This is a genomic window from Bradyrhizobium denitrificans (assembly GCF_013179005.1).
In the GTDB taxonomy this organism is placed as follows: Bacteria; Pseudomonadota; Alphaproteobacteria; order Rhizobiales; family Xanthobacteraceae; genus Bradyrhizobium; species Bradyrhizobium denitrificans.
The window spans coordinates 278118-296086 of record NZ_JABFDP010000004.1 but is presented as its reverse complement, the minus strand read 5'-3'; the positions used below and the strand labels follow the sequence as shown (position 1 = coordinate 296086).

The following is a 17969-nucleotide window of genomic DNA, read 5'->3' as shown; positions in this document are numbered from 1 at the left end:
ATGTCCCCGAACAGGTGTAAGCTATGTCCCCGGGCTGAACATTTCGCGGGTGATGACGACCTGGCTCGCTGCGGCAGCTTCTGCAATGGCCCGGCATCGGGTCACGACACCGCCAGCGACGCCGCATACAAAAACTCCGGCAGCGCGTTCGGCTGCCGTAGCTCGTTGGATCAGGTTCGGGGTCAGCCGCAAAGCGGCTGACCCGTGTGCGTAGCAGCCCTACTCCGCCGCCAGCTTCACGTCGGGCGCCGCAGCGCGGACGTCAGCGTCGACCTGGGCCTCGAACTTGGCGAAGTTCTTCTGGAACATGCCGACCAGGGCGCGGGCGGTCTTATCGAACTCGGCCTTGTCGGCCCAGGTGTTGACCGGATCGAGGATCTCGCTCGGGACGCCTGGCAGCGCGGTCGGCACCGCGAAGCCGAAATATTTGTCGGTCCGGAACTCGACGTTGCGCAGGGAGCCGTCGAGCGCCGCGGTCAGCAGTGCGCGCGTGACCTTGATCGGCATGCGCGAGCCGGTGCCATATTTGCCGCCGGTCCAGCCGGTATTGACCAGCCAGCAATCGACATTGTGCTCGGCGATCAGCTGCCGCAGCATGTTGCCGTAGACCGAGGGATCAAGCGGCAGGAACGGCGAACCGAAGCAGGTCGAGAACTCGGGCTGCGGCTCATTGCCGAGGCCGCGCTCGGTGCCGGCGACCTTCGCCGTGTAGCCGGACAGGAAGTGATACATCGCCTGCGCAGGCGACAATTTCGCGATCGGCGGCAGCACGCCGAAGGCATCCGCGGCGAGCATCACGACATTCTTCGGATGCGGCGCGCGGCCGGTGCGCGAGGCGTTGGGGATGTAGTCGAGCGGATAGGCCGAGCGCGTGTTCTCGGTCTTGGAGCCGTCGTCGAAATCCGGAACACGGCTGTCCTCGTCGAGAACGACGTTCTCCAGCACCGCGCCGAAGCGGTTCGACGCGGCGAAGATCTGCGGCTCGGCCTCCTGCGACAGCTTGATGCACTTGGCGTAGCAGCCGCCCTCGAAGTTGAACACGCCGGACGGACCCCAGCCATGCTCGTCGTCGCCGATTAGCGTGCGGTTCGGGTCGGCCGACAGCGTGGTCTTGCCGGTGCCGGACAGGCCGAAGAAGATGGCCGTATCACCCTTCGGCCCGACATTGGCCGAGCAATGCATCGGCATCACGCCGCGCTCGGGCAGATAGTAGTTGAGCGTCGTGAACACGCTCTTCTTCATCTCACCGGCGTAGTAGGAGCCGCCGATCAGGACGATCTTGCGGGCGAAATCGATCGCGACAACGTTCTGCGAGCGCACGCCATGACGCTTCGGATCGGCACGGAAGCTCGGCATGTCGATGATTGTGAGCTCCGGCACGAACGTGTCGAGCTCGATCTTCTCCGGGCGGATCAGAAGCGTACGGATGAACAGCGAGTGCCAGGCGAGCTCGGTGAAGACGCGCGTCTTGATGCGGAAGGTCGGATCGGCGCCACCATAGAGATCCTGCGCGAACAGGGTCTTGCCCTCGGCGTGTTTGAGGAAGTCCTGGTACAGCGCTTCGAACTGCTCCGCCGTGATCGACTGATTGCCGGCCCACCACATCTTCTCGGTGGAGGCGTCGCGCACGGTGAACTTGTCCTTCGGACTGCGGCCAGTGAATTCGCCAGTATCCGCGCACAGCGCCCCGTTCGCAGACAACACGGCCTCTCCAGCCGCCAGCGAATATTGATAGAGCTGGGGAGCGCCGAGATTCCAATGCACCTGCTTGAGATTCTTTAAGCCGAATTTGTCGGCACCGAAGGCGCCGTTGCGAATACCCGTCTCTTGCACGAAAATCCCTCCTGAGAGCCCGCAGCTGTTGCGCGCGAAATTCGTGGCGCAGTGCGCGGTGACCTTACCGTTTACATCGCCTTACCAAAGCGCGGTCGCCGACCTAATACTGATCAACGCCGGTCTTGCCAAGACGATCCGAACGAATTGGTTATTGCGCCGAGCTGATTGGCGTAGCTCATCATTTGCCGTGTGATGCATATTCCGTCGGCAGCGTCGCGCACACTTGACGATCATGCTGCGACGCAGCAGTCGATCGCGCACTTCGCTTTCGTGCGCGGCGCAGATCGGCCCCGAAGCGAAGCATTTGCGTGAGCGAGCGAAGACTGTCCATCGATTAGACCCGGCCGCCTCCCCGCGCGGCAAAATGCCTTCCCGCGACCGATGTGCGGGGGGGGGCAGGCAGCACATGCCCTGGCGGCGAACGGCGCCACACAGGTGCCGATTTGGCGGGAGCGACTGCGAGGCAACCGCAAGGATGGCGTCCAGATCTGCGCATGACGGCCGGTCTGGGCGGCCGCCCAAAGTGCCCTGCGAGCCCGTTGCTGCGGTCCTGAGGCCGCCGCTCTTTAGGGAGGCCTACGCAAGCCTCCCGACCCGCGGCGTCGCTCAGGCTGGCGTGGAACCGCAAAGCGGTTCGTCGCTGACGCTACAACGAGGACATCTCACACCTTCGCCCGCGCCTCGTCGGCGAGTCGAACGAGCATCTTGCGCAGGCCTCCCGGCGAGGTGACCCGCTCCGGAAACTGCAGCCGCAACGTCCGGCCCGCCGCCATCAGGTCGAGCCCATCAGGATCACAGCCACTGCAGCGCCACTCGGCCGCGTCGGCGCCAAGCAGCCTTGTCGCATAGAGACCGAGAGCCTCGCGATGATCCTCATTCATGTGATCGACCGCACCCTGCTCCGCCGCAAGTAGTTCGGCTGCATCGGATATGTCAGTCAGGAACTGCTCAGGCTTCAAATCGACGATGCGGCCGAAGCCGGCGACCAGATGCGTGCCCGACGGACGAATGACGAAGAACGAGAAATCAGCGAAATCTGCGTAATCTGCTGCGGAAGGATGCGCATTGAGATACCGACGCCGCAGCATCTCGCGATTCTCCGCAGTCGCCTGTTCGGCTTTTCCGGACAGCATGATTCGCGCCCCTTCGAGAGGATCGCCAGGCGCGCGCTCATCCAGCATCAGCGACACGCGAGAATCAGTCAGAACATTCTTCGTGTGCACGGCCAGGCGCGAGATCAGGATGACCGGGGCACCGTCAGGCGCGGTGGCGACGTTCACCAGCGAGCAATAGGGATCGCCTGAGCCCATCATGAGCGTCGCGAGCGCGCCCTGCCGGCTTCGCCGTAGCAAAGAATGCGTCACGAGGTTAGGGTTAAAGCTCGGCTGCATCGTCTTTCCCTCGTTCATCCGGTTGCAATGAAGGCCTTTTTTCGGCTAAACGGGCCACAAACAAGGGCTGGGCACAAAACTTTGCCATGCTATTTGTGGAACTCGGTCACACTTCAGCCTAGCTTGCATTGCTCGTTGACCATGTTCGAAGCCCATATATGCGGCCCTTAGCTGGATTCTTCGCTGTCTCGGCTAACCAGACTCTGAAAGCAGGCTCATGCCCACAATCGCCTTGGTCGATGACGACCGCAACATTCTGACATCAGTCTCCATCGCGCTCGAGGCCGAAGGCTATCGCATCATGACGTACACCGATGGTGCGTCGGCGCTCGACGGCTTCCGGACCAGCCAGCCCGACCTTGCCATCCTTGACATCAAGATGCCCCGCATGGACGGCATGGAGACGTTGCGGCGGCTGCGGCAGAAATCCGACCTGCCGGTGATCTTCCTCACCTCCAAGGACGAGGAGATCGACGAGCTGTTCGGCCTCAAGATGGGCGCCGACGACTTCATCCGCAAACCGTTCTCACAGCGACTCCTGGTTGAGCGGGTCAAGGCGGTGCTGCGGCGCTCGCAGCCGAAGGATCCGACGGCCCTGCCGAAGGAGAACGACGCCAAGGCGCTCGATCGCGGCCTGTTGCGCATGGATCCGGAGCGGCACACCTGCACCTGGAAGAACGAGCCGGTCACGCTGACCGTGACCGAGTTCCTGATCCTGCAGGCGCTGGCGCAGCGTCCGGGCGTCGTCAAGAGCCGCAACGCCCTGATGGACGCGGCCTATGACGACCAGGTCTATGTCGACGACCGCACCATCGACAGCCACATCAAGCGGCTGCGCAAGAAGTTCAAGATGGTCGACGAGGAGTTCGAGATGATCGAGACCCTCTACGGCGTCGGCTATCGCTTCAAGGAAACCTGAGGCCGCCGGTCTGCGGCGTCAGGACACTTCTTCGCTGACGCCGCCAACGTGATGGTTTAAGATATTGCGACCGGCGCCAGTGCAAGCACGATGGGCTGGGTATCGGGTTTGAGTGAAGCCGATTTCGATCCGTTTTCCGGCGCCATTGCCGCCGGAACGGCCGGAAGCGTTTCGCCGAAATTGATGGATTTCGAGTGTTCCTTTGCCACCGAAGGTCGCAAGGGAGCCCGTGGCAGATGCTTTGCGAACTTCCGTCGCGAACTTTGGAGTCGGAGCGCTCACATTGCTCGATCGAACGCATCCTGACCCTGGCCAGAACGCTGACGCCGCCCCGCCGTCCATCGTGTCGGACGTCGCCGAAGGCGCGGCCGACGAGACGCCGCAGGTCTCCGGCTGGCAGCGACCGGCCAGCTGGCTGCGCCGCGCCGGGCAGTTCCTGTTCGCGCTGTCGTTTTCCAGCCTCACCCGCCGCATCGTCTCGCTCAACATTGCCGGCCTGCTCGCGCTGGTGGCGAGCATTCTGTATCTGTCGCAGTTCCGTGCTGGCCTGATCGACGCGCGGGCCCAGAGCCTGCTGGTCCAGGCCGAGATCATCGCCGGCGCGATCGCAGCCTCCGCGACGGTGCAGACCAATACGATCACCATCGATCCCGAGCGCCTGCTCGACCTCAAGCCCGGCGAGAGCTACGGCGCCCCCGAGGAGTATTCGCCGCTCGATTTCCCGATCAATCCCGAGCGCGTCGCGCCGGTGCTGCGCACGCTGATTTCGCCGACCAAGACGCGCGCACGCATTTACGACCCCAATGGCGGCCTGCTGCTCGACAGCCGCAATCTCGAGAACGTGCTGCGCTTCGACCTGCCGCCGCCGTCGAGCGAAAAGCCCGGCCTGGTCGAGCGCGCCTTGATCTCGGTGCGCACCTGGCTCAATCGCGGCGACCTGCCGCTGTATCGCGAATACGGCCCCGAGAACGGCAATGGCTACGAGGAAGTGGCGGATGCGCTGAAGGGGCAGAAGCGCAGCATGGTGCGGGTCAATTCGCGGGGCGAGGTGATCGTCTCGGTCGCCGTCTCGGTGCAGCGCTCGCGCACCATCCATGGCGCGCTGATGCTGTCCACCCAGGGCGACGACATCGACCAGATGGTCACCGCCGAGCGCCTCGCGATCCTCAAGGTCGGCGGCGTCGCCTCCGCGGTCATGATCGTGCTGTCGCTGCTGCTCGCCAGCACCATTGCCGGCCCCGTGCGGCGGCTGGCCGACAGCGCCGAACGGGTCCGGCGCCGCATCAAGACCCGCGTCGAAATTCCCGATTTCACCCGCCGCCGCGACGAGATCGGCCATCTGTCCGGGGCGCTGCGCGACATGACCGATGCGCTCTACAACCGCATCGAGGCGATCGAGATGTTCGCCGCCGACGTCGCTCACGAGCTCAAGAACCCGCTGACTTCGTTGCGCTCGGCCGTGGAGACGCTGCCGCTGGCGCGCAACGACAACAGCCGGGGCCGGCTGCTCGCCGTCATCGAGCACGACGTCAAGCGGCTCGATCGGCTGATCTCCGACATCTCGGACGCCAGCCGCCTGGATGCCGAGTTGCAGCGCCAGGATATGACCCTGGTCGATCTGCGCCGGCTGCTGACGACGCTGACCTCGGTCGCCAACGAGACCAAGCTCGGCACCGATGTGGCCGTCGAGGTTCGGTTCGAAGGCCGCGGCACCAATGACACCTTCTCGGTGCCCGGGCATGATTCGCGGCTCGGACAGGTGATCTCCAACCTGCTGTCGAATGCGCAGTCGTTTTCGACCGCAGGCGGCAAGGTGCGCATCACCTGCCGGCGGGTGCGCTCCGAAATCGAGATCCTGGTCGACGATGACGGACCCGGCATTCGCGAGGATGCCCTGCAGCGCATCTTCGAGCGCTTCTACACCGACCGGCCGCATCAGGGCTTCGGCCAGAATTCCGGCCTCGGGCTCTCGATCTCCAAGCAGATCATCGACGCCCATGGCGGACGGATCTGGGCCGAGAACCGCCCTGGCCCGGTGGATGCCGACGGCAATCCGACCGTGGCCGGTGCCCGCTTCATCGTCCGACTGCCGGCGTCGTGACCCTCACCCCGGCCACGGTCCACGCGTCCGCCGTCAAGATCGGCGAAAGCGCGGTGCTGATCAGGGGTCCCTCAGGGTCCGGCAAGTCCCGTCTGGCGTTCGATTTGATTCTGGCCGGTCGCACCGGACAAATCCCGCCGGCTGTCCTGGTCGGGGACGACCGTGTTCATCTCGCCACACGTGACGGAGAAATGTGGGTTCACCCGGCCCCAGCTTTGGCCGGGCTGATCGAGATTCGCGGGCTCGGGATCCGCCGCTGCGACTTCGTGTCCGAGGCGCGGATCGGCCTTGTCGTCGATCTGATGGCAGAGGACGCGGAGCGGCTTCCACCGCGATCTGCCCTGCTTCTGCACGAAAACGGTATTGAATTGCCGCGAATTCCCGTAGGGGCGGGGCATTCACCCCTCCCGCTGGTTGTAGCTGCTCTCCTCACGACCGAGAGTTCATGACCCGGTAATCTTTCGGCCAATTGTGTGAAGCGAATTGGTAACCATATCAGCCCCACTATCGCGACCCGATAGACCGTCGCCAACCTCCCCGCCGCTATGCCTGTCTCCGGGAGAATCGCGAACATGCCCTCTTGCGCGGGGGCTCCGGATGGTCAAAGTGGCGCGTTCGTGCGGTGCACCCAAGGCGCCCGCGAGGAGTAACCGATGATTGGCCTGGTACTGGTGACCCATGGGCGCCTCGCCGACGAGTTCCGAGCGGCGCTCGAACACGTGATGGGTCCTCAAAAACAAATCGAAGCGGTCACGATTGGCGCCGACGATGATTCTGATCTCTGTCGCAGCGACATCATCGAAGCCGTGAACCGCGTGGATACCGGCGACGGCGTCGCCATCCTCACCGATATGTTCGGCGGCACGCCGTCGAACCTCGCGATCTCCTGCATGAGCCGGCCTAAGGTCGAAGTGCTCGCGGGCATCAACCTGCCCATGCTGGTCAAGCTGGCCAAGGTGCGGGAGGAACGCTCGCTGCCCGACGCGATCGCCATGGCCCAGGAGGCCGGGCGGAAATATGTGACCATCGCCAGCCGGGTGCTTGCCGGCAAATGAGCGACGAGGACGCGCCGCAGGACAATATCGCCGGGCCGGCCGTGCCCGCTGGCGCTTTGTCGCGGGAGCTCCTGATCACCAACAAACGCGGCCTGCATGCGCGGGCCTCAGCGAAGTTCGTCCAGACCGTCGAGCGCTTCCAGGCCGAGGTCTGGGTCACGCGCGGCGGCGAGACTGTCGGTGGCCGCTCGATCATGGGCCTGATGATGCTGGCGGCGGCGCCCGGGACCAAGATCCTGGTCTCGGCGACAGGCCCCGAGGCGGAGGCCGCGCTGCAGGCAATCACCGACCTGGTGAACGACAAGTTCCACGAAGAAGGCGTGTGAGAAACCGAAGCTCGTCAGTCCGGTCCGCACCGCGCCAAAGGTGCGGGCACTAGCGCGTTCGGGGCAAGCTTCGATCACATCACTGAAGCTACCGTGCCGGCGCCTGAATATACACCTTCCAAACGATTGCAGGGCCCGCTTGGCCGTGGAAGAAGCGCTGGGTCGTCATGACCAGGGACTCGGCCTTGGGCGCCTCCTTGGCCATCCATGCGTCGCAGGCCGCGATCCGGTTGTCGGTGGTGTCGCAGATGCCGATGAACCCCTCGCGCTTGAGGTCGTCCAGCGTGCTCAGGCCGGAACTCCAGGTTTCCTCCGCCGTGTAGGGCACCGTGAACGGCCGCGGGTGGTCCGGGCTGTAGAAGGTCATCGGCGTGTTCATCTCGGAAAAGCCGGCCACCAGCGGCCAGGGCGAGCCGAACCGGGCATGCCAGGCCTTGGTCAGCTCCCGCGCCAGCTCCGAACGGGCCCCGTAGCCGGTGGCGCCATTCGGATTGGCGGCCATCTCGCGCTGGGCAATCCAGGGCGAGGCGAACAAGGTGAGCAGCGAGAGCACCAGCCAGACGGCGGTGAGCCGCGGCAGCATGACCGCTCGCAGCCGCAGCGCGGGGATCGCGACCAGGGCCAGCGGCACCAGGAAGAACAGCGAGATGCCCCAATCGGTTTTCATGTAGATCGTAAAGGCGAGGCCGCCGAGCGGCGGCCCGATGGCAACGATCGCCTGCACCAGCCAGACATTGATCGCCTGGCTCACATTCACGCCGGGATGAGGACCACGCCGCCAATTGTGGAACGCGAAGCGCGGCGGCCAAGCGAGCACCGCCGCGGCCAGCGCGATCGGCAAGGCCAGCAATGCCGCATTGTGACCGACATAGCCGAGCACCAGCCCGGCGGCGCGACCGCGATCCGACAGTGAATAGACGTCGCCGGCATAGGTGAGCGGGACGAAATCGACCTGCCAGAGCCAGACCAGATGGGGAATCATCGCGACCAGCATCGTGGCGATGGCGACCCAGGGTGCGGGCGAAGCCAGAAAGCGCAACCGGTCCGGATGCAGCAGCGCCGCGAGCCCGATCGCGCCGATCATCGTCAGCACCCAGTATTTGGTCATCATCGCGGCCGCACCGGCAAGACCGAGCCAGACACCGGAGGCGACGCTGCGCTTCTCGAAGGCATGGAGATAGGCCAGCACCACCAGGGGCAAGGTCAGCAGCTGGACCAGGTCGGCATTGTATTTGAAACCCTTGAAATTGAAGATCGGGTACAGTGCGACCATCACCAGGACGAAGAACGCCCGGCGCCGGTCGACCACTTTCAGGCTTGCGAACCAGACGACGACCAGCCCGCTGCTGGCCATCGCCATCGCCAGCGCGTAGGTCGCCCAGTCCTTGACCGGAAACACCGTGAACCACAGGCCCGCGATCCAGCCCGACAGCGGCGGATGCTTGCCATAGCCCAGCAGGAAGCGGCTGCCCCAGGCATAGGCCTCGGCGACGTCCATATGGATGTCCTGAGCCGCCTTCAGATTGGTCAGGATCGCCGTCCACAGCACGGCGTGGACGGCGGCGAAGCCGATCACGACCCAGACCGAGGTTGCCGGCGCGGTGGCGCGCGCGACCAGCCAGGCGGCGAGGCGCTGCGGTCCGAAACGGCCGCGCAGGCGCGCCGTCAGAGGCGGAAGAGAGGTACTCGACATCCGCCCTCGGTAGCCTGTTTTCGGCGCCCGGGGAATCAGCTTGGCGTGAAGAAAGGCCCTGGAAATTCAGCAATATGGTTGCTGGTTGGGGGCTCGGGATGCTATCTGCGCGACCCATGACGACCGTCCCCATTCCCAACATCCGCAACTTCTCCATCGTCGCCCATATCGACCATGGAAAGTCCACGCTGGCCGACCGCCTGATCCAGATGACCGGCGGCCTGTCGGACCGCGAGATGGCCGGCAAGGAGCAGGTGCTCGATTCGATGGACATCGAGCGCGAGCGCGGCATCACGATCAAGGCGCAGACCGTGCGCCTGCAGTACCGCGCCAAGGACGGCAAGGATTACATCTTCAACCTGATGGACACGCCCGGCCACGTCGACTTCGCCTACGAAGTGTCGCGGTCGCTGGCCGCCTGCGAAGGCTCGCTGCTGGTGGTCGACGCCAGCCAGGGCGTCGAGGCGCAGACCCTCGCCAACGTCTACCAGGCGCTCGACAACAATCACGAGATCGTCCCGGTCCTCAACAAGATCGATCTGCCCGCGGCCGAGCCGGAAAAGATCAAGCAGCAGATCGAGGACGTGATCGGCATCGACGCCTCCGATGCCGTCATGATCTCGGCCAAGACCGGCCTCGGCATTCCCGACGTGCTGGAAGCCATCGTCACCCGGCTGCCGCCGCCGAAGGGTGACCGCGAGGCGACCCTGAAGGCGCTCCTGGTCGACAGCTGGTACGACGTCTATCTCGGCGTCGTCGTGCTGGTGCGCATCGTCGACGGCGTGATGAAGAAAGGCCAGCGCATCCGCATGATGGGCACCGGCGCGGCCTATGACGTCGAGCGCGTCGGCTTCTTCACCCCGAAAATGCAGCAGGTCGACGAGCTCGGTCCCGGCGAGGTCGGTTTCATCACCGCGGCGATCAAGGAAGTCGCCGACACCCGCGTCGGCGACACCATCACCGACGACCGCAAGCCGGTCTCGGAGATGCTGCCGGGCTTCAAACCGGCGATCCCGGTGGTGTTCTGCGGCCTGTTCCCGGTCGACGCCGACGATTTCGAAACGCTGCGCGCGGCGATGGGCAAGCTCAGGCTCAACGACGCCAGCTTCTCGTTCGAGATGGAGACCTCGGCCGCGCTCGGCTTCGGCTTCCGCTGCGGCTTCCTCGGCCTTCTGCACCTGGAGATCATCCAGGAGCGCCTGTCCCGCGAATTCGACCTCAACCTGATCGCCACTGCGCCAAGCGTCATCTACAAGATGAAGCTGACCGACGGTCAGGAGATCGAGATCCATAACCCGGTCGACATGCCCGACGTGGTCAAGATCGCCGAGATCCAGGAGCCCTGGATCGAGGCGACGATCCTGACGCCGGACGAATATCTCGGCAGCGTGCTCAAGCTGTGCCAGGACCGCCGCGGCAATCAGAAGGAGCTGACCTATGTCGGCTCTCGCGCGATGGTCAAATACGACCTGCCGCTGAACGAGGTGGTGTTCGACTTCTACGACCGGCTGAAATCCGTGTCCAAGGGCTATGCCTCGTTCGACTATCACCTGACCGACTACAAGCCGGCCGACCTCGTGAAGATGCAGATCCTCGTCAACAACGAGCCGGTCGATGCGCTGTCGATGCTGGTGCATCGGACGCGTGCGGAAGGCCGCGGCCGTGCCATGGTCGAGAAGATGAAGGACCTGATCCCGCCGCACATGTTCCAGATCCCGATCCAGGCGGCGATCGGCGGCAAGGTGATCGCGCGCGAGACCGTGCGCGCATTGCGCAAGGACGTCACCGCGAAGTGCTATGGCGGCGACATCACCCGCAAACGGAAGCTTCTGGAGAAGCAGAAGGAAGGCAAGAAGAAGATGCGGCAGTTCGGCAAGGTCGACATCCCGCAGGAAGCCTTCATCGCCGCGCTCAAGGTCGATAGCTGAGGCCGAGGCCGCGGCGCGGTGCCGGGAGCCCCGGTCAAACGCGTCTCGCCGCTTCGCCGCGCACGCTGCTCCGGCGGCCTGTCTCGATCAAGTTTTGCGCATCGGTCCGAGTGCACACCTCCCGGTCATCCCGGTCTGTTGGCCGACGTCGAACTCAATCATGAGAAGAAGTGTTGTCTGGCGTCATCCAAAGGATGCTGACTTGTGAGGCGATCTACGCGAGTTTGAGGGACAAATACGCGTTCCCGTAAATCTACGGTATCTGTTCCTTAATGGTATTTTGGGACGCTTTGCGGCGTAGCAAGGAATGCCCCAATGTCCCGCCTTCGGTCGATCTCCGCTCGTCTTATCATTGCCCTGTCGCTCACCGTGGCCATTGCCTGTGCCGTGCTCGGCACCTTCTCCGTCATCCAGCAGCGCGCTCTGACCCGCCTGGCGCTGGAGCAGCAGCTCAAGCTGCAGTTCGACAGTGTGACCGCCGGCATCGATTACGAAGGCCGCGCTGCGCTCGCGGTGAGCTCGACCCTGGCCGCGCTACCGCCCGTTGCCGACGCCTATCTCAAAGGCGACCGCGACGCGCTGGGCGCCCTGCTCGGCGGCGCGATGACCTCGCTGAAGGCGCAGGGCATTCCGCTGGTCAATGTGTGGGCGCCGCCCGCCACCAACTTCTATCGCGTGCATGAGCCGAAATTGTTCGGTGACGACACCTCCAAGCGGCGGCTGACCGTGGTGCAGGCCAACCAGACCGGGCGGCAGATCGCCGGCGTCGAGCAGAGCCGGGTGTCGCTCGGCATTTTCGGCATGACGCCGATCATGCGCGACGGCAAGGCCATCGCCACCGTCGATGTCGGCGCGGCCTTCGGCAAGGAGTTCGTCGATCGCGCCAAGCAGCGCTTCGGCATCGATCTCGCCGTCTATTGGATCGACAACGGCCAGCCGAAGCGGCTGTCCTCGACGTTTGGCGACGACGTCGTCGCCACGCCCGAGGAGGTGCTCGCGGTGTTCAAGGGCACCCCGCTGCAGCGGGACGGGATCCTGTCAGGCCGGCCGGCTGCGGTCTATGTCGGCCAGATCAGGAACTATGCCGGCGATCCGATCGCCGTGCTCGAACTGATCAAGGACACCACCGCCTATGAGGCCGCCGCGGCGGGCGCGCAGCACCAGCTGATCATCGGAACCATCGTCATCCTGCTGCTCGCCGTCATGGTCGCACTGTTCGTGGCGCGCGGCATCTCGCGTCCGCTGGTGGCAATCACCGCCGTCATGCACCGGCTGTCGAGCGGCGACACCGAGGTCGCGATTCCTGGCGGGCAGCGCAAGGACGAGCTCGGCACCATGGCCCAGGCCGTCGACGTCTTCCGTCGCAACATGATCGAAACCAATGCATTGCGCGAGGCGCAGCAGGCGACGCAGCAGCGCGCGGAGCAGGAGAAGCAGGCGCTGCAGCGGCAGATGGCCGACCGGTTCGAGGCCGACGTCAAGGGCGTGGTGTCCACCGTGGCCAAGGCGACCGCAGACATGGAGCGCGTCGTCCACGAGATCACCGCCAGCGTCAACGGCACCTCGCAACGCGCCGCGGCGGCCGCCGCCGCCTCCGAGGAGGCATCCAGCGGCGTGTCGACCGTGGCGGCCGCCTCCGAGGAGCTCGCATCATCGGTCAGCGAGATCGGCCGCCAGGTGACGCATTCGAGCAAGGTCGCCGATGCCGCCGTGATCAAGGCGCGGCAGACCACCGAGATGGTCGGCAGCCTCGCTGCCGCCGCCGAGAAGATCGGCGACGTGCTGCGCCTGATCGATGCAATCGCGANCGGCGACGTGCTGCGCCTGATCGATGCAATCGCGAGCCAGACCAACCTGCTGGCGCTCAACGCCACGATCGAGGCGGCGCGCGCCGGGGAAGCCGGCCGCGGCTTCGCCGTCGTGGCCGCCGAGGTCAAGGAGCTGGCCGGACAGACGGCGAAGGCGACCGAGGAAATCGCCGGCCAAGTCACCTCAATCCAGGCGGCCACGTCCGACTGCGTCACCGCCATCGGCGGCATCAGCACCACGATCCAGGAGATCAGCGGCATTGCCGCGACCATCGCAGCCGCAGTCGAGCAACAGGGTTCGGCCACGCGCGAGATCGCGCGCAGCGTCCAGCAGGTGGCGACGGGTACGGCAGACGTGTCGCAGAACGTGGTCGGCGCCAGCGATGCCGCCGAGCAGTCGCGCCGGCTGGCCGACGGCGTGATGGTCGCCACGCGCGATCTCGGGAAACAAGCCGACGAGCTGTTCAGAAGCGTCGACACGTTCCTGGCTGGCCTGCGCAGCGCCGCCTGACGGCCTGCGCGGCCCCTACAATTACGAAAGAGCCCCGTTGCGGATCGGCCGCAACGGGGCTCTTTGATTCGTGCCGCATGCCGCTCGCCTGCTGGCGATCGCTCGACAGCAGATCGCCTCGCGTGTCTCAGGCCACCATCACCCGGCGATCGGCCGCCGATTGCGCCTCGAGCAGGCCGACGATCTCGGCGTTGGGCCGGGGACGGCTGAACAAATAGCCCTGCCCCTCATGGCAGCCTTCGGCGCGCAAACAGCGCAGTTCCGCTTCGGTCTCGACGCCCTCCGCCGTGATGGTCACGCCGAGCCCCTTGCCGAGGCTGACGATGGAGCGGACGATCGCCTGGGCCTCGCGATTGGCGGCGAGATCGCGGATGAACGACTGATCGACCTTGATCTTGTCGAAGGGGAAGCTGCGCAGATAGCTCAGGCTGGAATAGCCGGTGCCGAAATCGTCCATCGAGATGCGCACGCCGAGCGCGCGTAGCGCATGCAGCGTCGCCAGCACCTGGCCGCTCTTCTCGAGCACCAGCGTCTCGGTGATCTCGAGCTCGAGGCGGCTCGGCGGCAGGCCCGACTGCTTCAGCACGTCCATGACCAACGACAGCACGTTGCCGACGCGGAACTGCAGCGGCGACATGTTGACCGCGACCCGAACCTCGTCCGGCCAGTTCGCGGCATCATTGCAGGCCCGGCGCAGCATGACGCGACCGAGCGCGGAGATCAGGCCGGTGTCCTCGGCGACCGGGATGAATTCGGATGGCGGGATCATGCCGCGCTCCGGATGCGGCCAACGCACCAATGCCTCGAAGCCGGTGATGCGTCCGGTCGAGAGGTCGATCAGCGGCTGATAATAAGGCTGCAATACATCGCGCTGGATGGCGTCCCGCAGCTCGATCTCGATCTTGCGCCGGCTTTGCGCGCGTGCATCCATTCCGGTCTCGAAATAGCTGAAGCTGCCGCGCGTCTCGGTCTTGGCCCGCGACAGCGCCATGTCGGCGTTCTTCAGCAGCTTCTCGGCATCGTCACCGTCATTCGGCGCCATCGCGATGCCAACGGTCGCCCCAATGGTCACGGAGCTGCCGTCGATCAGATAGGGATCGGCGATCGCCTGCAGCAGCCGCCGGCAAAGCTGGGCCGCATCCTCCGGCCGGGCCAGCCCGCCATGGACGATGGCGAACTCGTCCGAATTCAAGCGCGCGACAACGTCCTCCTGGCGCAGGATGGAGCGCAGCCGCTTGCCGACCCCACGCAGCAACCGGTCGCCGGCGGCATGCCCCAGCGTGTCATTGATCGATTTGAAATTGTCGAGCCCGAGCACCAGCACCGCCATCTTCTCGGAACCGCGCCGCATCTGCCCAAGCTTGTCCTCGATCTTCTGACGCAGCAGGTTTCGGCTCGGAAGGCCCGTCAGCGCATCATGCTGCGCCAGGAAGGCCAGCCGCGCCTCGGCGCGCTTGCGCTCGGTGATGTCCATCAGCGCCAGCAGCACGGCAGGCTGTTCGTTGTGAACCAGATGGCGCGAGTAGATCGCGAGGTCGATCAGGGCGCCGTCGGCACGAACATGCTTCCAGGTCCGGGCCGCCTGCTCCTCACCGGAATGCTCCGCCGCCCAGGGCGGTTCGCTCTCATAGGCCTGCAGATTGCGGATGTTGAGCTGCTCGAATGCCGCCCGGCTGTAGCCGTAATGCCGGGCGGCCGCCTCGTTGACGCCGAGCACACGGCCGTCACTCCTGGCGCATACGATCATCGGCACCGGATTGCCGTCGAACAGCAGCCGGAATGATTCCTCCCGCTGCTTCAGCTCGGTGATGTCGACCCGCAGACCGACGATCCCGCCGTCGCTGGTGAGCCGCTCATCGATCAGGATCGTGCGGCCATCCGCCAGCTTCTGCTCGTGCCGGCCCTTCGGTCTAAACAGCTTATCGAGACGCTCCGCGACCCATTCATCCTCGCGCCCGACGGCTTCCGGATAGTCGCCACGCGCCACGCCGATCCGGATCGTGTCCTGCAGCCGGGCACCGGGTTTGAAGAGATCCGAGCTGCGATTGTAGATCTCGGCGTATTTCTTGTTCCAGAGGATGTAGCGGCCCTCGGAATCGAGGAACACGATCCCTTCGGGGAGAATGTCGATCGCCTCGATCAGCCGGTCGTGAGCCTTCTCCGCCTCGGCGATCGCGGCTTCCGCCTCGGCACGTCTGCCGGCGACCTCATCGATGACGGCAGTCGTCCCCAGGTTGTGCTGTGCCAGCTTCGGGGTTGGCTTGACCGGGCGGATTGCATCACGAGCACGGGGCACGCGATTGAGCTTCTTGGGCTTAATTGGCCGAACGGGCCGCATCGCGTGCCTCACTCTCCTTCTCGGTGGGCAGTCTTCGGCCAAGTGTCTGAAAAAATGGTATCTCGATGCAGAAGGCCGCAGCCGACAGTTACGTGTATTCAACCACACACTCTCGGATAGCGAGAGATGATGACTCGGGGCGCGATCAACCAGGAGCGGCTCTACAACCACGGGTAAGCGGACACGGTTGCCGAAACATCTAAAAGACACGCATTCCGTGTGGACCGCACCGGGACGGCGCCCATCTACTGAACAAACTCAGGTAATTGAGCCTTGTTCGGCGGGTTCCTCCAATTCAAGAGCAGGGTTACGGGACGGTAAATCGCACGATCAGTCAGCGGGCGAAGGCAGCGAGGTCCTGGCGCTCGCCTGACCTTTCCTGGGGGACAGCAGCCGCTAGACTGGCGCCATGCATGTCCGCCTGATTCTGGTTGCCATCATGAGTTCGGCCGCACTCACCGCAGCAGCGCCGACTCATGCCCAAGACAAGGGGACCGTGGAGCCCAAGGCGCTTCCCCCCCTGGCCCACCCCGACGATCCCAGCACGCCGGCCAAGGAGTTGTTCGCCCGCAAGCTGTTGCCGTCGGCCCAACCGACCAAGGTGATCGGCACCTATAATCGGGGCTGCATCGCCGGTGCCGAGCGAATGCCGATCAACGGCGAGGGCTGGCAAGTGATGCGGCTGTCCCGCAACCGCAATTTCGGTCACCCTCTGATGATCGCGCTGCTCAAGCGCCTGGCGGCCCGCGCGCACAAGGATGCCGGCTGGCCCGGGATCCTTGTCGGCGATATCGGGCAGCCGCGCGGCGGGCCGGCGCTGAGCGGCCATGCGAGCCACCAGATCGGGCTCGACGCCGACATCTGGCTGACCCCGATGCCCGAGCACAGGCTGTCGCGCAATGAGCGCGAGGAGATGTCGGCGGTGATGATGGTGCGAGAGGACCGGCTTGACGTCGATCCGCGGGTGTTCACCCGGGGCCATCTGGCCGTGATCCGCGCCGCCGCGCAGGAGCCGTCGGTGCAGCGCATCTTCGTCAATGCCGCCATCAAGAAGGCGTTGTGCCGCGACGCCAAGGGCGATCGCGGCTGGCTGACCAAGGTGCGGCCGTGGTGGGGCCACGACTACCACTTCCACATCCGGATGCTCTGTCCGCCGGGCAATCCCGACTGCCACGGCCAGACCGATCAGGAGGGCGGTGACGGCTGCAACGAGCTCGATTATTGGTTCTCGGATGCGGTGCTGCATCCACCGCCGCCGAAGGAGCCGCCCAAGCCGCCGCAGCCGATCACCATGGCGCAGCTGCCACCGAGCTGCCGCGCGGTGCTGCATGCGCCGGACGCCAAGAATTGAGCCGCGAGACACGCAGAAGAGAGTCGCGGTCTCGCGCTCCGATCCGCTAGACTGGCGGCGTCGCGCCGTAAGCGTGATGTTTGCAATCGGGATGACGGTCCCAGCCAGGTAACGATGTCACGTGCGGCGGTCTCGCTGCGTGACCCATTTTGGACGAGTCCGTCATGATCCGGTTCCGCCTCTCCGCGACCGCCTCTCTCCTCGCGCTCACCGTCAGTCATGCCAGTTTCGCGGCCGAGCCGAGCGGCTGCGACAAGTTCAAATGGGACATCGCGCGCGAGCGTGCCGCATTGATGGCGGCCGATCGCCAGAAGCGCGAGTCCGGCGTGGATCTCGCAACGGTGCCCGCTGCCGGCCTGTTGCTGACCTTGCGCCCGCTCGCTGACGCCAAGCTGCCGAACGCGCCGGAACGCGCGCCGAAGGACGGCACGTTCGCCGGCGCCATCCGCATCAGCGGCACGCCGAAGGCCGGCGTCTACACCGTGAGTCTCTCGGCGCCTGCCTGGATCGACCTCGTGCAGGACGGCAAGATCCTCAAGCCACTCGCCTTCAGCGGCGCCATCGATTGCGACGGCATCCGCAAGACCGTGAAATACGAGCTCGGCGCGCAGCCTTTCGTGCTGCAGCTCAGCGGCGCCCCGGAGGCTGCGATCTCTCTCGCCATCCTGCCCGCGGAGTGAGGCGGACCGGCCGACCGACAGCGCGATCAGCG

The 17969-nt window shown here is 65.1% G+C and carries 13 protein-coding genes; 9 read left to right on the top strand and 4 right to left on the bottom strand.

Features of this window, described 5'->3' with window-relative positions; translation table 11 throughout:
- Positions 1-219 precede the first annotated feature (219 nt).
- Positions 220-1833 carry a phosphoenolpyruvate carboxykinase gene (locus tag HL671_RS06080; RefSeq protein WP_012047132.1) on the bottom strand — a complete coding sequence of 538 codons (1614 nt, stop codon included), beginning with the start codon at positions 1831-1833 and terminating at the stop codon, positions 220-222.
- 665 nt (positions 1834-2498) lie between these two features.
- Complete coding sequence (locus HL671_RS06075; protein ID WP_172235880.1) at positions 2499-3227, bottom strand: HugZ family pyridoxamine 5'-phosphate oxidase; 729 nt, start codon at positions 3225-3227, stop codon at positions 2499-2501.
- A 217-nt stretch (positions 3228-3444) separates the two neighbouring features.
- Here HL671_RS06075 and HL671_RS06070 point away from each other — a divergent pair, with 217 nt between their 5' ends.
- The 5 genes from HL671_RS06070 (at position 3445) to HL671_RS06050 (ending at position 7628) form a co-directional block, all read left to right on the top strand.
- Entirely contained in the window at positions 3445-4146 is a 702-nt protein-coding gene (locus tag HL671_RS06070) for a response regulator transcription factor (protein ID WP_006611449.1), read from the top strand.
- A gap of 283 nt (positions 4147-4429) precedes the next feature.
- Positions 4430-6247: a sensor histidine kinase gene (locus HL671_RS06065; protein ID WP_012047134.1), complete on the top strand. Its 1818-nt coding sequence runs from the start codon at positions 4430-4432 to the stop codon at positions 6245-6247.
- Positions 6244-6696 carry an HPr kinase/phosphorylase gene (locus tag HL671_RS06060; protein WP_012047135.1) on the top strand — a complete coding sequence of 151 codons (453 nt, stop codon included), beginning with the start codon at positions 6244-6246 and terminating at the stop codon, positions 6694-6696. The genes HL671_RS06065 and HL671_RS06060 overlap by 4 nt, the downstream gene beginning before the upstream one ends.
- A gap of 204 nt (positions 6697-6900) precedes the next feature.
- Positions 6901-7302, top strand: a complete 402-nt coding sequence (locus tag HL671_RS06055) for a PTS sugar transporter subunit IIA (protein WP_006611446.1) — start codon at positions 6901-6903, stop codon at positions 7300-7302.
- A complete protein-coding gene (locus HL671_RS06050; protein ID WP_012047136.1) occupies positions 7299-7628 on the top strand; it encodes an HPr family phosphocarrier protein in 330 nt (109 codons plus the stop codon). The genes HL671_RS06055 and HL671_RS06050 overlap by 4 nt, the downstream gene beginning before the upstream one ends.
- Before the next feature lie 88 nt (positions 7629-7716).
- On the opposite strand, the gene HL671_RS06045 is transcribed toward HL671_RS06050, so the two are convergent.
- Positions 7717-9321: a glycosyltransferase family 39 protein gene (locus HL671_RS06045; protein ID WP_172235879.1), complete on the bottom strand. Its 1605-nt coding sequence runs from the start codon at positions 9319-9321 to the stop codon at positions 7717-7719.
- 116 nt (positions 9322-9437) lie between these two features.
- Here HL671_RS06045 and lepA point away from each other — a divergent pair, with 116 nt between their 5' ends.
- A complete protein-coding gene (gene lepA, locus HL671_RS06040; protein WP_041751080.1) occupies positions 9438-11249 on the top strand; it encodes a translation elongation factor 4 in 1812 nt (603 codons plus the stop codon).
- A gap of 315 nt (positions 11250-11564) precedes the next feature.
- Positions 11565-13568, top strand: a complete 2004-nt coding sequence (locus tag HL671_RS06035) for a methyl-accepting chemotaxis protein (protein WP_172235878.1) — start codon at positions 11565-11567, stop codon at positions 13566-13568.
- Positions 13569-13695: 127 nt separating this feature from the next.
- Here the strand turns inward: HL671_RS06035 and HL671_RS06030 are convergent, their stop codons facing one another.
- A complete protein-coding gene (locus tag HL671_RS06030) occupies positions 13696-15906 on the bottom strand; it encodes a putative bifunctional diguanylate cyclase/phosphodiesterase (RefSeq protein ID WP_172235877.1) in 2211 nt (736 codons plus the stop codon).
- A 409-nt stretch (positions 15907-16315) separates the two neighbouring features.
- Between HL671_RS06030 and mepA the strand changes: the two genes are divergently transcribed.
- Positions 16316-17257, top strand: coding sequence for a penicillin-insensitive murein endopeptidase (gene mepA / locus HL671_RS06025; protein ID WP_012047141.1), 942 nt, complete (start codon positions 16316-16318; stop codon positions 17255-17257).
- Positions 17258-17421: 164 nt separating this feature from the next.
- On the top strand, positions 17422-17937 hold the full coding sequence (locus HL671_RS06020) for a hypothetical protein (protein WP_172235876.1): 516 nt from the start codon (positions 17422-17424) through the stop codon (positions 17935-17937).
- The last annotated feature ends 32 nt before the right edge of the window (positions 17938-17969 follow it).

Bases quoted from the DNA above. Each gene is read 5' to 3' on its own strand.
- mepA (WP_012047141.1), top strand. From the start codon at position 16,316: ATGCATGTCCGCCTGATTCTGGTTGCCATCATGAGTTCGGCCGCACTC.
- HL671_RS06075 (WP_172235880.1), bottom strand. From the start codon at position 3,227: ATGCAGCCGAGCTTTAACCCTAACCTCGTGACGCATTCTTTGCTACGG.
- lepA (WP_041751080.1), top strand. From the start codon at position 9,438: ATGACGACCGTCCCCATTCCCAACATCCGCAACTTCTCCATCGTCGCC.
- HL671_RS06030 (WP_172235877.1), bottom strand. From the start codon at position 15,906: ATGCGGCCCGTTCGGCCAATTAAGCCCAAGAAGCTCAATCGCGTGCCC.
- HL671_RS06020 (WP_172235876.1), top strand. From the start codon at position 17,422: ATGATCCGGTTCCGCCTCTCCGCGACCGCCTCTCTCCTCGCGCTCACC.
- HL671_RS06070 (WP_006611449.1), top strand. From the start codon at position 3,445: ATGCCCACAATCGCCTTGGTCGATGACGACCGCAACATTCTGACATCA.
- HL671_RS06045 (WP_172235879.1), bottom strand. From the start codon at position 9,321: ATGTCGAGTACCTCTCTTCCGCCTCTGACGGCGCGCCTGCGCGGCCGT.
- HL671_RS06055 (WP_006611446.1), top strand. From the start codon at position 6,901: ATGATTGGCCTGGTACTGGTGACCCATGGGCGCCTCGCCGACGAGTTC.
- HL671_RS06050 (WP_012047136.1), top strand. From the start codon at position 7,299: ATGAGCGACGAGGACGCGCCGCAGGACAATATCGCCGGGCCGGCCGTG.